We start from the raw sequence: 17,253 nt of genomic DNA on the forward strand, positions 1-17,253 counted from the left end.
TTTATTAATATTCAACTGTAAAACGGTAATTACCTGAACCGATTTTTATAACTGCTCTTCCGTTTCTATATGTTGCATTCACCTTTTTGCCATTCTGCAAAACTACCTGCTTTTCATTTACCGGCCCATAGATAACTGCGGTACTGTTGGCAGGTATCTCAGCAATTAATTCAAACATCTTTTCTGTTTTTGCCCATTCACTTTTAATCAATCCGTAAGGTGATTGAAAAGATGCTTTCGCATTTGTCATATCGCCCACAACTTCAGGCCTGATCATGATTTCTTTATAGGCTACAGAATTTTCTGTTTGTTTGATGCCTGCAAGCCCGGTATAGAACCATTCCATCAAATGGCCAAGCATGAAATGATTGTTACTTACAATAGGAAGACCCTGCCATGATTCGGTTAAAGCAGTTGCTCCATGAACGATCTGGTAACCATAACCCGGCACATCAGTACGGTTGTTCATCAAATAAATAATATCATTCCGGCCTGCTTCGTTCAACACTTTCAACAGGTGATGAAAACCAATATCACCACTGGTTAATTTATAATTGCCCTGCTCAATTTCTTTCACAAGGTTTTCAATAGCAGCTGCTTTATCTTTTTCATTCACCAAACCAAAACTAACTGCAATGGCATTGGAAGTCTGGCTGCCGGAACCATATTGCTTTGTTTCAGGATGATAATACTTTTTATTAAAAGCAAGCTTCACACTATCGGCCCATGCTACATAAATCATGGCATCTTTTTTCTTACCAAGCAAAGTTGCTGTTTTGTTCATGATAATATCATGATAATAATAAGCCGTTGCAGTCAAACCCATTGGTGTAAGCTGACAAAAACCCGGGCGGTTGGGGCCGAGATCATACCAGTCACTCAAACCATACATCAACAAATGGCTGCTGTCTCTACTGCGAAGATGCTGCATGTACTTTTGCATCGTTGCATAATTCTTTAAAAGTTCTCCTTTATCACCATACCATTGATATAAATTCCAGGGAAAGAGAATAGCATTACTGCCCCACTCCGGCGAATCTCTGAAATATCCATCAGCAAAATGCATTTCGGTGTATTCGGGAATTGTGGATGGAACCAACCCATTTGCATTTTGTTCTGCCCTGATGTCAGCCGTGATTTTTTTCGCTAACGTATGAATATCGTAGTTGTATTGCAGTGCATTACCCATCAGGTGCAATTGCTCCTGCCATCCCAAACGCTCCCGATGCGGACAATCGGTAAACACACTTTGCATATTGCTGTTGATTGCCCACTTGATGAGTTTATTGGTTTGATTGAACAATTCGTTTGAACAGGTAAACGAACCTGCATCAGCAGCACTGTTTCTTGTATGTAATGCTTTTACAGCAATAATTTTTGTTTGACGATTTGCTTCAGTTGGGAACACATCAACCTGTACATAACGAAAACCATAATAGGTGAAGCGTGGATGCCAAGTTTCATCGCCATCGCCTTTTAAAATATATTGATAATAACTTGTACTGCCGGTTGCTCTTTGATTGGCGGTTCCATCTTCCTTCAACAGCTCAGCAGGAGTTATACGAATTGTATCACCACGTTTTCCATTCACCACTACTTCAGGTATGCCCGACATGTTTTGTCCAAAATCATATACCCACATATTCGTTTTAATTTCTTTGATACTGATTGGACTAAACTGCTGCATCACTTTTATCGGCGCTGTGGTTTGTGAAACCAAGACATGTGGTTCTGCAATCACTACTTTCTTCCAACCCTTATCATCAAAGCCGCTTTCATTCCAGCCTTGCTGTTCTAATGTTGCATCATAATTCTCACCGCCGTAAAGACTGGAATAGGTAATGGGCGATGGAGAAGTTTTCCAGCTTTCATCACTTACAATTATTGATGTTGTACCGTCTGCATATTCTACTACGATTTTTGCAATCATTTTCGGATAACCATAGGCACCCGTCATTTTCCTGTATCGCTCACTTGGTATATAATAAAAACCATTGCCAAGTATAACGCCAACAGCATTTGATCCAGTCTTTAAATGATCTGTTATATCGAAGGTTACATATTGCACCTGCTTACTGTACTTCGTCCAGCCCGGATCTAAAAAATGATCACCCACTTTTTTCCCGTTGATGCTCATTTCAAATTGTCCAAGCCCGCAAATAAATGCAGTTGCCTGTTTAATTTTTTTTGTTACACTGAGTGTTTTACGGAACAGTGGTAACACATCCGGACGTTTGCCCCACTCCCTTTTTCCGCTACCATGTTCAGCAGGAATGATCTTTATACTATCGGGCAGGTTTTCGTACGCAATCCATTTTGCATTGCTCCAGTCTTTCGTTTGCAATAAACCCATTTGCCAATGTGCTGCACTGCTCCATGATGATGTATTTCCTTTATTATCCCATACCTGAACTTTCCAGAAATATCTTTTAGCTGATTGTAATACTTTACCTGAATATGTAACCTGTATGGATGCTGAAGATTTGATCTGTTTTGAATCCCACACATTGCCGATATTTTTCTTCAGTAGTATTTCATCATCGGCAACAAGAATACGATACGCTGTCTGCAACACGTTATGCTGCTTTGATTGTAATTCCCACCTAAGTTTTGGATGGATCACATCAACACCTAACGGATTGATGCGGCTTTCGCAACGAAGATTGGTAATAGTTAATTGCTGAGCATTCATTTGAAGGCTCACAAAAAAAATCGTCATTATCAACAAGCATCGTTTCATTGTAATCTTATATTCATCGAACCGCCGTCAGGGTTTTCAACCGCTGACGGGGTTCTGCGTTCTTTATTGTATCTCAATTCCTGATATAGCGAGTTCAGTTCCGTTTTCTGTTACCAGTTTCACCACATAATTTCCTGCATTGATCTGCGAACCCGTGTTCACCGTAAATTGGTTCCATTTACCCACACGTGTAAATGTAAACTGAACCGCTTCATCTATCATCCTGTTGCCACCTGCATCAAACAACTGTAATCTTCCCTTCACTATTTGTTCATTCGGGTAATAATATTTCATGGTGATGGAATAAATATCGCCCACTCCTGTTTGCACCGGCCATTGAATAGTTGTTGCTGCATTTGATTTGATGACGGCACACCTTCTTCCATTCACTGAATCTTTTACCACGCCTTCACCGATGATGGCAACATTGGTTCGATAAGGAGTGACGGGCTTCAGATCATAAGCCGGTTGCATTTTATTTACCGGCAGAAAAGCAAGTACAACATTCTGATCGATTGTCAAACTTACTTTCTTATCTTTTGCGTAACGCTTGCGGTAAACATTGTAAACAGTGCCGCCATCTTCATCTGTGATCAATTCTGTTTTGGTCAACTCTCCAGGGGAAGGTTGTTTAGCCGATCTTTTTACTGCAAGAAAAATATCCAACTCAATTGTTGGCAGAAAGCTTACTGTTTGCTTTTGTATTTTATTGTTGAGTTGAATCCAGTCAGCACCAAACAAGTTAGAAGGAAGTGCGTTGACTTGGATGGCTCCGTTACCGTATTGTTGCTGACCAATATCGAGCCAGCTCTGCTCTTTACAATTTTCACAAGAAAGACCACTGATAAATGAAGAACTTGATTTGGTTGTGATACCTTTTTTAATGGAAGCAATGGCAATTGCCGAAATGATGGCTTGTCCTGATTTACTTTCAGGAAATGAAATTTTCATCTTTCCGCCACTGATCTTTACTTTCACTGTTTTCTTTATCGCTGCATTTGTTCCAACCTCTTTCCAGATATCAAGATCCTTCAAAACTATTTTATTATTGATCGCAACATCAAACAACCGCATACCAGTTGCATTGATACCGCCGCCGATTCCAAGCCACGGTTCAATAAAATATAGTTCAACTAAATACTCACCATCGGGCAATGCTAATTCATAGCTGAGTTTATCTTTTCCGTAACGGAAATCCTGGAAGAGTTTCCAATCAATCGTTCCTTTTATCGGGCTGAAAGTTCTGCGTTGACTTGCAAAGTTGGTTGGCACTTCTGGAAAATCTTTCGTCCAAGATGTAGCAAATCCTTTATCAGCTTTCCATGTATTATCATTTTCATCTTTATACTCAGGGCCACCACAATTGATGCGATAGATATAATTGTAACCTGCTGTTGGTTTGGTCAGCGGTTTTGCATTTGCATACAGTTGTTTGAAGTTGGGCGATTGCGACAGATGATGCAGCATAATCGTATCTCTTGCAACTGCCTTCCCATTTACATAACCAACAGCATACAACACATTGTATCGAATATTCGCTTTATCCCATTGAAAATGTGTGCCAATGCCGTTTTTCTTTTTTCTTCCAAGTGATGAACCATTTAAATCATTGAACAATTCCACTTCATCACAATTACTATAGACATAAATACTGTCCTTGATGCCGGGCTTCATCCAGCGGTTGGGCCATGTATGCGAAACGATGTAGACCATCGGTTCCTTTTCTTTTGATGCATAATTACTGCGGAACATATAGTATGCATCCGTTGGTTCTTCCCAAGGTGTAAGCAATCCTTTATAATTCACCGGACCAATACGATCCAGTTCACGCAACCCTTCACCACCTTGTACACGACCGGGATTATCATGCGATGTCAACAACCAAAAGAAATGCCCCGCACTGCTATCCTTCACTGATTCTGCCAAACGAACTTTCTGTTCCATCAACTGCACCATTCGGTCTTCACTTAAAATTCCATTCTGCACAAAACCACCTTCAGTATGTAAATCGATTGTTCTCCATGCACCATATTCACCGATCAATATCTGCTTCTTTACATCATCATCATAAGTTGCAGGATTTCCACCATAAGTACCCGTCCAGTTTTGCGGCACATCCCAATCAGTTCCTGTTCCACCATTGCATGTTGTAACCAAACGTTGTGTGGATGCAGTGGGATCAAGTGAACGGATCAACTCGGTGCATTCTTTTGCAAAATCTTCCGGCAGTTTACTTTCATTCTGCAAACCCCATAAAATAATCGAAGGACTGTTACGTCGTTCGATCACCCACTCTTTTAACAGCTGTTTGAAATTCATTCTGAACTCAGGTGAATCATACCATACATGTGCTGATAATTGTGTCCACCAAAGAATTCCTTTTTGATCACACAATTGTCCGTACAATAAATTATGTGGTTGATGCCCGTCACGAAATGCATTGAACCCTGCTGACTGCAACCATTTGAATCGTGAAAGAATTTGCTCAAGACTGAACGCATGACTTTGCCCCAGCAAATGTTCATACTCTGCAATTCCGTTAAGGAATAGAGGTTTGCCATTTAAGACAAATTGATTGGTTGGATTTTTCCAATTGATTGTTCTAAAGCCAAACTCCGTTTCTGTTTTATCAAGAACAACATTGTTTTCTTTGATAACTGAAATGATTTTATATAAGTATGGATTTTCAACAGACCATAGATGAAGTAGGTTCACATTAATATCTTTTTGTAAAACCGTCAGCGAATCCTTTGGCTTCATCAGTTGTACAAACGAAATTTCCTTCACAATCTTCCCTTTTGCATCTAATAACTGATGAACTACGGTGATCTTCTTGTTTTTAGTTGAATAATTTTTAAATGTGCTGTTGATCGAAAGGAACGCTTCCTTATTCCTTACATCAGCCCATGCATGAATACCGAATGGTTCAATGCGAACATCATTTGTAACTATCAAATGAACCGGGCGAAAAATACCCATCGGCTGTGATCCTTCTGAAAATCCACGTTCATCACTACATCCACCACATACCCAGGGTTGGTCTTTGATAGTAGAGGGATGATAGGCTCTTACTGCTAATTGGTTTAAACTGCCATCGGTATTAATTATATCCGTTACATCCAATGTAAAGGTTGTCCGTCCGCCAATATGCTCTCCAACTTTTTTGTTGTTGAGATAAACAGTTGCATATGATCCCACACCTTCAAAAAATAAAAAGAAACGTTTACCTGTTTTTGATTGTGTTGAAGAAAAGGTTTTTCGATACCATGAATCGCCGTGTCGGTTACCGTGCAATAATCTTCTGTAACCTTCGTACTGATCCCAGTTATGCGGAACATTTATCTTCTTCCAGTTATTGGTGATTGCTGTTTGATAAGTATTTGCAGGAAGCAGCTCATCATTTGAAGTAGCAATCGTCAACCAGTTCTCATTTAATAAAATATCCTTTCGTTGAGAAAAAACGCTTTGCCACAAAAACACAAAGGCACAAAGAAGAAGCCCCCCATGCCCCCTAAAGGCGGAGTTCAAACACACAGCCCTATCTTTTCGAAAAGTATATTTTAGATGTAACACTTTATTAGTAACACGCTGCAAAAATAATATCAGCATTCCGGCATAGCGAGGGCTGTGCAGTTGATGGCCTCCCTCTTCAGGGGAGGTCGGGAGGAGTTTCTTATAACTGTTTAAGCGCTCCATCAAAATTATAAACTGTATTTGCTTTTGTTTTTACTGTAATAATCTTTCCATTGTATCGAAGAACCAAATCATTTCCTGTTTTTGATCTTACAGATAGTTTTACCAATTTGCCTGCATTCCATTTCATATCCAATATAAAACCACCTCTCACACAAATACCTTTTACTTCACCATCGGCAAAAGCAGCAGGTAAAGCAGGCAACAGATCAACATACTTGGTATGACTTTGCACCAGCATTTCACCAATACCTGCAGCACCACCAAAATTTCCATCGATCTGGAACGGTGGATGTGCATCAAATAAATTCGGATAACTACCTGCTCCACCTTTCACCGGGCTCAATAACATTTTCACCATCGTAAATGCATGTTCACCATCTTTAAATCTTGCCCAGCAATTGATCTTCCAACCAAGGCTCCAGCCGGTTGCTTCATCACCACGAAAGAGCAAAGATTGTTTTGCCGCATTCATCAACGCAGGAGATTCATCATAGTTAATTTCATTACCGGGATACATGCCCCACAAATGCGAAATATGACGATGCTTGTTGCTGGGATCATCTTTATCCTGCATCCATTCCTGCAACTGTCCATGTTTTCCGATCAAATTTGGAGCGATCTGTTTGTACTTTTCTTTTAATGTATTTCGCAATGCAACATCTGTATTCAATAGTTCACTTGCTTCAATCACATGCTGAAATAATGCACGGATGATCTGGTGATCCATTGTTGGGCCAGCAACCAAACCACCTTGTTCCGGTGAGTTAGATGGTGAACTAATGAGATACCCTGTTGCCGGATCTTTTACAAGGACACTGTTAAAGAACAAGGCAGCTTCTTTCATTATAGGATATGCCCTGTTACGTAAAAAGTTTTTATCCTGCGTAAACAGGTAACGTTCCCACAAATGCTGACATAACCATGCACCACCTGTTTGCCATATACCGTGATTGGCAGCGTTGATCGGCGCAGTACCTCTCCACACATCGGTGTTGTGATGCAATACCCAACCCGGCGCATTGTAATGATCTTTTGCAGTTTGTTTTCCTGTAACTGCCAATTCACTGATCATATCAAACAATGGTTCATGCATCGGCGATAAGTTCAACAACTCTGCAGGCCAGTAATTCATTTCTGCATTGATATTCGTTGTGTACTTACTTCCCCATGGTGGATTAACAAGATCATTCCAGATACCTTGCAGATTTGCTGGTCTTGTACCGGGGCGTGATGATGAGATCAATAAATATCTTCCATACTGTACATACAATGCAGCAAAGGATGGATCATCGCCTTTTGCAAAATTGTTCAACCGCTCTTCTGTAGACTGTTCGGCTTTCTTGCCATCGCCCATTACAATTGAAAAGGTGTTGAACCATTTTTTATACTCAGCAATATGAGATGCTTTAATTTGCTGATAAGTTTTCCCGACAACAGATGCCAATGCATTGATGCAAGGCAATTTCGGATCAGCAGTAATGTCTTTATAGTTTTTGTAATTAGTTCCTGCCGTTAAATAGATTGTAGCCTCATCAGCATTACTAATTATCAATTCCCCATTATCAATTCGCATGGTTCCTGCTTTTGCAACAACACGCATATAACTTTCGCCACGTAATGCACCTGTTCTTACTTTAAACGATAACACAACATCGTTATTAACTTTTGTAATTGCATAATTTTTATGCGGACTGCTTAACTCAGCGGTAAAGCTGATACTTGCCTTTTGAGATGCCGTAAGATTAATAACGATTGCCTGGTTAGGCTGACTAACAAAATATTCTCTCTTGAAATTTATGCCATTTGCTCTGTACGACGTAGTTGCAATTGCATTGGCAATATCCAGTTCTCTTCTGTAACTGGTTGCACTACTTGTATTGCTGAATTTTAAATTCAGATCACCAAACGGCTGATACGATGCCTGGTATACTCCAACAGGTGGCGGATTATCACTCTCTACAAAATATTTCCATTCTCCATTCAATGAAATTCTTGCTTCTTCATTGCTTACTGGATAAACGCCGATATGTTTCACCGTATCCTTATAACCATAAATGCCGCCCTTATCAGAAAAGTTGAGCACTAAAATGGCAATTGTATTTTTTCCTTTGTGCAGAATATTTTTTGCAACAGTATATTTTCTTCCTTCTGTGTTTTGCTGACTGCCAACCAACTGTCCATTCACATAAGTATAATCCCAATCACGAATGCGGTTGAAATCAAAAAACATATCTTCTTCTTTCCAATCATCAGGCAATACAAAACTTTTACGAAACCACACTGCACCATCCAATCCTTCATGTCCAACAGTTTCCCACCCATCCCAACTCGGCACCGTCATTGTTTGCCATTTACTGTCATCAAAACCTGGTGCGGTATATTTTTTATCTGTCGTTACTTTATTTATCCAACCTGCTTTTTCGCCATCATAACTTTTCAAACCCATGAACTCCTTTTCCGCTAATGCTTCGGCCTCTTTTTGTTTGCCTTGAAATAACAACTGTCGAATACTGTCTAAATATTTATATGCACCCGGGCGACTATACACTCTTGGTTCTCCGTTCCACAACGTTTCTTCGTTGTACTGTATGCGATCATTTTCAATTCCACCAAACAGCATTGCACCAATACGACCGTTACCAAGTGGCAGTGCCTCTGTCCATTTAACAGCAGGTTTGGGATACCACAGTTTTAAATCCTGTGCCTGCAACATCTGCAAACAACAGAATGTTACTGCAAGAGCTAAATATGTTTTTTTTTGTACCATCGTTACTACTGCTATTTAACCTTTGTTGCGTCACTCACTTGTACAACAACAATTCTATTCTTCTTTTTTACCAAGCGTCCCTACGGGACGCAAAACCATTCATTGACTTTTCGCTACCCATCAGTTGTTCCTACGGAACAAATTTATCCGTCACTGTCATTCTAATTCCGTCAGTCGAATGTCCCTCACTCATCACTCATCATTCATCACTCATCACTGCTTCACCTCTTCCTTCTTTACATCATCTGCAACAATCACCTCTGCTTCACCCAATATGTTGTTTTGAAATATGATGTTTTTTGTATTAGCTCCTTTTATTTCTACAAAGGTTTTTGTTCCGTTGAAAGGCCAGCTATTTTGTAGCAATCCATTCTGCGCATTGGTGAAACGAATAAGCGGAGCAGTTGTTATTGGTTTAGCAGAAACAAAACCATGAACGATCACCCGATCTGTCTTCTCAACTGATAAAGACGGCCCTGTCTTTACATTCACCCGTACATTGTGCAGTTCAATATCCTTTCCGTTACGAATTGTGATTCCTGTTTCAGCTTCAAACACACAATCATTTAAACTGATCTCACTCACAGGCATTTCATCGAGCCCATTAATATACATCGCCTGTTTGGTGTAAGCAGTGATATTGCTAAAACGGATATTCCGGAACTGTGGAGTCCGTTCACTCACCGGTTCAGGTGCTACTTTTGAATACTCCATATCCAGCACAATTGCCTGCGCTTTGATATTCTTCATGATGATATTATCTACCCGAATATCTTCCACTACTCCACCTCTTCCTCTCGTTGTTTTAATTCTTATACCACGGTCAGTTCCATCAAACACACAATTGCTGATGGTGATCTTCTTTACATCACCACTCATTTCACTACCGATCACTACACCACCATGTCCACTTAACATGGTACAATTCGTAATAGTATAATTTTCTGCTGGCGTTGCTTTGGTTCTGCCTGCCAGATCTTTTCCGGACTTGATCGTAATACAATCATCACCTACACTGATATGACAATCGGAAATATGCACATACTTACAACTCGACGGATTAATGCCATCTGTATTAGGCGATTTCGGATTATCAATTGTTACACCTGTGATCGTTACGTTTTCGCAGAACTCTGGTGTTACTGTCCAGAAAGGCGAATTGGTGATCGTAATTCCTTCGATTAATACATTCTTACAATACAACGGTTGAATAAACGGCGGGCGTAAGAACCCACGTTTCATTTGCGTTGGATCATCTGGTAACAGAATATCTTTATTCAAACTATCGAACAGGAGTTGATATTTATTCCGCTCCGTTTGATTTTTATAAAACGTCAATGCATAATTCCACCACTTTTGTCCGTGCCCGTTGATGGTGCCTCTCCCCGTGATAGCAATATTCTCGGCCTTGTATGCATAGAACAACGGTGAAAAACTCATTACATCCACTCCTTCATAACGACTTTGCACCATTGGCAGGTAATCATCAAAATTATCAGAGAAGTGCAATTCTGCTCCTGCATCAATTAGAATGGTGATATTACTTTTCAAATGAATAGGGCCGGTTAAATATTTTCCTGCAGGAAAATAAACCGTACCGCCACCTGCTTTTGATGCAGCGGCGATGGCATCAGCTATTGGTTTGGTTGCCAGTTTACTGCTGTCCTTTTTTGCACCGTATTTGGTGACATCATAAAAGCCTTGTGCTGTTGCAGTGAAGCAAGTAATTGTTACAATAGCAAAGAGAATCAGTTTTTTCATCTTTTTATTTTATAACCGCCGTCAGGGTTTTCAACCGCTGACGGGGTTCGTTCGTTTACTCAAACAACCAATCAATATTTTTATTCTTCGCATCACTCATCAGCATCGCATCATATACAGGTATCACCTGTGTGCCATCAACAAAGCCCAATACTAAACAAACACCTTTCGGCAACTTCAATGTATGCGTTCCTGCTTTGAAGGTATAAGTATGAATATTTACCGGTGGCATGCCATCCAATGCAATAGCGTTGGATATTTTTATTTCTGCCTGACCATAATCATCGGCACTTGCATTTGTTTCCAGTTCGGGTGCTTTGGCAAAAACAGTATCAGTTGTAAATGCAGCACGTTGTGTTTTGAAATAGCCTACTAATATTTTTACCGGTTTATCAGAGTAGAAGTTGATCTCTGTCGGCTGAGTCAACTGCTGTTGATAAGAGAATTGAATGGATTTCAACCCTTTCAACTCAGACGCCAGTTGTTTGATGCGGATACTTGTATCACTAAAGATGTCTGCGTCTTCATTTAATACAACAGGCATAAGATTTAACTTCACATCCGCTGGTTGAAAAGGCTTGCGTTCTTTTACGGTTGATGAAGATGTGTTTTTCAGTGAGTCAATTTTAGATTGAAATGTTTTTAACTCTGTTTCAAACACAGGCAGCATTTCATTCCAATGTTTGAATGTGCCATTTACACCACGCATCGGAATCTTCCGTTGCTGCGTTTGCATACTGTTGGCATAGAGATAAGAGCTGGAAGTAAGTCGAGCCAGTTCTTTGTAATCATTCACACTTTTTGCAGCATTGGAACTGCCAACTCAAGATCATTAATATTGTTACTGTATTTATATTTCAGCAATTGCACCGCTGCATTTACTTTATTACTGAAATGATGGGCCATTGCTTTATAACAATACATATCATTCGCAATGCGATTGAATTCATCTTTATTCTTCGTGATTCGCTTTGCTACTTCTGTGATGAGTGCAGCAGCTTTATCACCATGTACTACCACTTCTCTTGATACCTGCGGCGGTGTTTCACCAATATGTTTGATTCCCTTGTGTTCTTTATCAGCATAATCAAGGATCATTTCACCTTCCGGTGCTTCTGCATCATACAACAAAGTAAATAACCCATAACGGAAGGGGTTGATGAGTTGTGTCATCAACATACCAAGTGTGAGTGTTTGCCTGTTACCGTCAGTTATTCCAAAGCGACGCAGCAATTTCGGAGCAATCTCTCCGCTCTCTTCATACGCCGTTAATATTTTTCTTCCATCTGCTTCACTGCAACCAAATTTATCAGCCAGCAAGCGACTCCAGTAAACAACTTCTTCTTCCCGGTTACGTTTTGCTTTCCAGGCATAACGGCTCCATGCACTGTACCAGATCCAGTCACGTTCAATTTGTAATAAACGTTTTCCTTTTACACTATCTGCACTGTAAGGCCAGTCCCAGTAAGAAGCTTGCGGATATAAATGCAAACCGTTACCACCCATTACTTCGTGCATACCAATTACGCTCTGCTGAATAAAATCGGGCGAGCCATAACGAAACGGTTCAAGGTTGGCAAGGATATGTACGTTTTCAATCTGTACACTGCCGAGTTTGCTTAATGTCTGATGTAATTCAGCCCAGCTTCCTCTTGGCCGTGCATAGGTCAATGCTTCACCGTTAAACTTTGCCTCGGTATATAAATTTTATAAAGTGGTAGTGATGCACGCATAACGGCCGGCGCATCGGTATCATGTGCACGCAGCACAATGGGTGGTTCCTCTGTTTTATTCAACGCTTTCAATCCGTCTTTCACACCCGGAATAATGGTTTGTGTGAACCATTCAATATCATCTTTGCCTACTCCTTCCATTGCTTCGCCTAAGCAAACCATTAAACCAACGTTGGGATATTTTTCTACAAATGCTGCGATTGATTTTCGTGTATAATCAGCGATCAACGGAATGATCGGTCGTTCACGTTCCTGTGTTTTGATCTTGTGATGTTCAGCAAATGGTTTGGAGACAATGATGTTATAAAACATCTGGATCACCCAGATGCCACGCTTGTCGGCTTCTGTTGTTAAGAAGCGATAGATCTCTTCATTCTTTTTAAACGTTGCATCATTCACCTCAACTGCATACGGATAATCTTTCAACTTCACCAATGATGCAAACGGATGACCGTTCCAGAGATACAATGAGTTCATGCGATTGGTTACCATTGAATCCAAATACTGAATCCATAATTTTTTATCGTAGAACCAGGGAAAGGTTTCGGGTGTGTAAGGATATTCGTACACATTTCTGCCGGGGAGGTAGTAGGGCTTCTGTACACCTATGCAGGCTCCACGCAAAACCATCTCCGGTGCATCACTGAACGAATACGTAACAGGAAATTTCTTTGTTGCTTTTAAATGATCTGCAAACGCCAGACAACCATACAAAATGCCTGTTGCATCATTTCCAGTAATATAAGTATTGCTATTTTTTGTTTTAATTGTAAAACTTTCCTTTTTTTCATTAGGCTCTAACGTAAGCAGAATGGAATGTTTATTTTTATCCAGCTTAAGTTCTCTAATTATATTTCGCAATTTTTCAATTGCAAAAATTGTCCTTGCTGAAGGAGCCGTACTTTCAATTTTAACCTGTGCTGATACAACTGAACAAATTACGAATGATATGACAAAGAAAATCTGCTTCATATTATTTCACTTCCACTAATTCGTTTAAATAAATTTCCAGCATGGTATAACCGCTTGCATCTACTTTGTTGCGGTCGTTTGCATCATTCGGATTCAATCCCTTTTTTATTTCCCATGCATCGGGCATGCCATCATTATCTGTATCAACAGGTGCAGTTGCAGATTTATATTCAGCCCAGCCACCCACAGCTAAAGGATTATCAATAATACCAGGCTTACCAAAAACACCTTTGCCAATAGCAGTGCCTGTTCTTGTTTCATTCACTACACGTTCATCCGTTGCATCACGTTTGGGAAAGATAGCACCTGCATAACGCAATACTTTTTCATACGATTCTTTTGCGGTTTCAACTGGTAATGTAACAGCAACAGGAAACGCTTTATCAGAAATTGCATTCTTGGGATAACCTGCTTCTTTAAGATCAACACCAATCATATTCTTTTTGGTCAATGCTTTATCGCCTTCCATGATATTACCATCAACAAACCATTGTCCTGTACCTTTACTTTTTTCTTTTTGATAGGATGCATGCACAAACTTCAATTCAGCAGGCGCAGCCGGACCGGGTTTGTAATAATTGTTGACGATGTTTACTTGCGAAACTGCATTAGGAAGATTCACTTCGCCACCATAAGCGGCATTGGCATTGCCCCAGTTATAAATAATATTGTTTCGGTAATCGATCAATGCGATTGTATCATGTGCCCTTGCACCATTGAAACGGATTGCACGGTTGTTGAGATGTGCAATCAAGTTATGATGATAGCTGGCATACTGTCCACCCCATACTCCACCATAGGAACGATGGCCTTTCATATGACCGGCTTCATATAATCCTTCACTTACAATGCACCATTGTACGGTTGTATTTTTTGTATCATACATCGCTGCACATTCTTCATTGGCCCAACTGAAACTGCAATGATCAACAATTACATCATGACAGTTCTCCATATCAAATCCATACAATCCTGTTTTCAATGTACCACCTGGGCGTGAACGGATATAACGGATAATGATATTACCATGATTGCCTTTTGAAGATGCACCATTTAAAATGAGTGATTGATTTTTTAAACAGATGCCATCACCGGGAGCTGTTTGCCCGGCAATAGTTAAGTTAGAACGTTTGATTTGAATTTTCGATTGCAGTTCAATAATACCTGATACACGAAAGATAACTGTTAGTGGTTCTCCGGGAAATTGTTCCAGGGCCCAGCGAAAACTTCCCTCACCACTATCATTGAGATTTGTTACTGCAACTACTTTGCCTCCTCTTCCTCCCGTTGCATATTTACCAAATCCCTCAGCACCTGGGAATGCTATTTGCTGAGAATAAATTTCATGTACTGAAACAGAAAGCAACAGAATCAGCATTGCCTTCATTATACTCTTAAAAAAAAAGTTGCCTTTGTTCATTAGAAATCATTTTAATCATTCACCCACTTATTTAATATCACTCAACTTCACTCCACCTTTTTCGTTGCTTTGATAAGCTGCTTCCACACAAGCCATAGTATCAATACAATCTTCTACCGAATTATCAGGCCGTGAAATTTTCCCTTCGGCAGCCAGCATTAATTGTTCCATACTTCCCATAAAGGCATGTGGGAACCAGCTGCCTTCAATTTTCCTTTCTTTCCACACGGGCTCTTTCCCTTCTTCCAGCAATACATATTCAAAACTGTCAGCAGCACCTCTTGGATAATTGATGAGTGCACCGAAGTTGATGATCACAGCACCCTTGCTTCCTTCAATTTTAATATATGATTGCTGCTTGGGCATGCCGTAGTTATGACAGTGATTGGTTAAAACATTTGCCCTGATCAGTTCTCCATAATCGAGTATGATATTACTCCGAACAGAAGAGAGTTCAGACATCGAAGGATGTTTCGTTGATTTTGCAAAAACAGATACAGGATTTCCCAGGAGATTTCTTACAAGATCGATATAATGAATGCTGTGATAAAGAATTTCCAGTCTTTGAGATGTAAACAGAAAATCCCAGAGATGCCAGGGAGTAAAAACATTTACGTTTATTTCAATATCATTGATTGCACCAATTGATCCATCAGCCATCATTTTTTTTACTTCCAGGATAAACGGCGCATAACGTAATTGAAAATTAACGGCCGCAGTCAGTTTCTTTTTCCGTGTAAGTTCCAGGATAGCCTTTGCGGATGCAATATTTTCACCCATCGGCTTCTGCATCAATACTGCAGAACCATCGGGTAATTGTTCAAGAATATTTATCAGGGCTTTCCCCGGCACTGCAACATCAAACACAACCTGTTCAGGTAACTGATGAAGCATTTCATCCAGGCTTTCAAACACAGTTGGAATATCAAAGTTCTTTGCTGTTTCAACCGATCGTGCAAAATCCAGGTCAAAAATACCCTGCACATGAAACCCTGCCATTTTATAGGCAGGCAAATGAGCTGTATTTACAATGCCTCCGGCACCGATAATATAGATCGGTAATGAAGTTTGTAAAGAAGAGGTTGAATCTGACATCATTTTATAAAATTACTTATACAGAACTGCCTAATTTGTTTCCATATGTTAATAATAGAACAGCGGTAATAAGAATAAGTATAGCAACAATCAGCAGCCTGATTGTTCTGTTACTGCTGTTTTTCCATTCCTTCATAACCAATCCTGCAACTGCACTCAGTAATACCAGCATAATCATATGAATAGCCCAACTGGTAAATTGATATTTCCCCATCCGCACATGACCTAATCCATAAAAAAAGAATTGACCATACCAGAGCAACCCTGTAAGTATGGACATCAAATAATTCATACCCAAACTTCCACCCTCTGCTGAAGTGAATTGCTGAAATGTTTTTTCCTTTTTATGTAAGAACAAGGTATACAGAAGAGCAATCACAAACGCACCTGAATTCGAAAAAATATAGATCACATTTCCCTGGTAATTTCCTGCACCATATTTAGCGGCCACATCTGCAATGGGCTGCCCCTGGTTCAGTGAAAAACCATAGAAAGCAGATAAGACACCAGCCAGTAAACAAATTGGCAATCCTATGCGTAAGGAAAAAGTGGTTTTATTATTTTCTCTCCGCTCAATATCTTTTTCTTTGCTTCTGCCTGCCATACCGCATACAGCAATCCCAACAACACCCATTGATATGCCGCTTACAAGATAAGAAACACCATTACTTAATAATATGGCATCAATTGTACCATCAACAATTGGTGGCAGTATTGTTCCCAGCACACAACTGATACCTACAGCAATGGCATAGGTTAATGAAAATCCAACATATCGGATTGCAATTCCAAACGCAGTTCCTCCTACCCCATAAGCCGTGCCCAGTAAGAACGATTTCTGCATGGCAGCAGCAGGTGCTTCCTTTAAAACAGTGATCAGTTGCGGAATGGTGAAGTAAGCAATGATGAGTGGAAGAATCAACCAGCAGACAGATGCCTGCGTTAACCAGTAGGTTTGCCAGCTCCAGCCTTTAACTTTTTTCTGTGGTGTATAACAAAGCGATGCACTGGAAGCGCCAACTGCATGAAACAAAACTCCATTGATAACTTCCATTTACTTTGCTGTTAT

General features: G+C 40.1%; 7 protein-coding genes and 1 pseudogene. All 8 read right to left on the reverse strand.

Annotated elements, in window-relative coordinates; translation table 11 throughout:
* Window positions 1-4: 4 nt before the first annotated feature.
* The 8 genes and pseudogenes from IPK31_18785 to IPK31_18820 all read right to left on the reverse strand — a co-directional run bounded on the left by IPK31_18785 (window position 5) and on the right by IPK31_18820 (window position 17,238).
* Window positions 5-2,740 carry a family 78 glycoside hydrolase catalytic domain gene (locus IPK31_18785; GenBank protein MBK8089798.1) on the reverse strand — a complete coding sequence of 912 codons (2,736 nt, stop codon included), beginning with the start codon at window positions 2,738-2,740 and terminating at the stop codon, window positions 5-7.
* A gap of 63 nt (window positions 2,741-2,803) precedes the next feature.
* A complete protein-coding gene (locus IPK31_18790) occupies window positions 2,804-6,349 on the reverse strand; it encodes a DUF4982 domain-containing protein (protein MBK8089799.1) in 3,546 nt (1,181 codons plus the stop codon).
* A gap of 64 nt (window positions 6,350-6,413) precedes the next feature.
* The gene (locus IPK31_18795) at window positions 6,414-9,203 is read right to left on the reverse strand and encodes a glycoside hydrolase N-terminal domain-containing protein (protein MBK8089800.1); all 2,790 of its coding nucleotides are present in this window, start codon (window positions 9,201-9,203) and stop codon (window positions 6,414-6,416) included.
* Between the two features lie 213 nt (window positions 9,204-9,416).
* Entirely contained in the window at window positions 9,417-10,964 is a 1,548-nt protein-coding gene (locus IPK31_18800) for a glycoside hydrolase family 28 protein (protein ID MBK8089801.1), read from the reverse strand.
* A gap of 55 nt (window positions 10,965-11,019) precedes the next feature.
* Window positions 11,020-13,669, reverse strand: a pseudogene (locus IPK31_18805) (hypothetical protein).
* 1 nt (window position 13,670) lies between these two features.
* Window positions 13,671-15,089 (reverse strand): pectate lyase, encoded by a 1,419-nt coding sequence (locus IPK31_18810; protein MBK8089802.1) that lies wholly within the window; start codon window positions 15,087-15,089, stop codon window positions 13,671-13,673.
* 27 nt (window positions 15,090-15,116) lie between these two features.
* Complete coding sequence (locus IPK31_18815; GenBank protein MBK8089803.1) at window positions 15,117-16,184, reverse strand: Gfo/Idh/MocA family oxidoreductase; 1,068 nt, start codon at window positions 16,182-16,184, stop codon at window positions 15,117-15,119.
* Window positions 16,185-16,200: 16 nt separating this feature from the next.
* Window positions 16,201-17,238, reverse strand: coding sequence for a rhamnose:proton symporter (locus IPK31_18820; GenBank protein ID MBK8089804.1), 1,038 nt, complete (start codon window positions 17,236-17,238; stop codon window positions 16,201-16,203).
* Window positions 17,239-17,253 lie beyond the last annotated feature (15 nt).

It is taken from the genome of Chitinophagaceae bacterium, from assembly GCA_016713085.1.
Lineage (GTDB): Bacteria > Bacteroidota > Bacteroidia > Chitinophagales > Chitinophagaceae > Lacibacter.

Bases quoted from the DNA above. Each gene is read 5' to 3' on its own strand.
- IPK31_18820 (MBK8089804.1), bottom strand. From the start codon at position 17,238: ATGGAAGTTATCAATGGAGTTTTGTTTCATGCAGTTGGCGCTTCCAGT.
- IPK31_18800 (MBK8089801.1), bottom strand. From the start codon at position 10,964: ATGAAAAAACTGATTCTCTTTGCTATTGTAACAATTACTTGCTTCACT.
- IPK31_18785 (MBK8089798.1), bottom strand. From the start codon at position 2,740: ATGAAACGATGCTTGTTGATAATGACGATTTTTTTTGTGAGCCTTCAA.
- IPK31_18810 (MBK8089802.1), bottom strand. From the start codon at position 15,089: ATGAACAAAGGCAACTTTTTTTTTAAGAGTATAATGAAGGCAATGCTG.
- IPK31_18815 (MBK8089803.1), bottom strand. From the start codon at position 16,184: ATGTCAGATTCAACCTCTTCTTTACAAACTTCATTACCGATCTATATT.
- IPK31_18790 (MBK8089799.1), bottom strand. From the start codon at position 6,349: ATGCTGATATTATTTTTGCAGCGTGTTACTAATAAAGTGTTACATCTA.
- IPK31_18795 (MBK8089800.1), bottom strand. From the start codon at position 9,203: ATGGTACAAAAAAAAACATATTTAGCTCTTGCAGTAACATTCTGTTGT.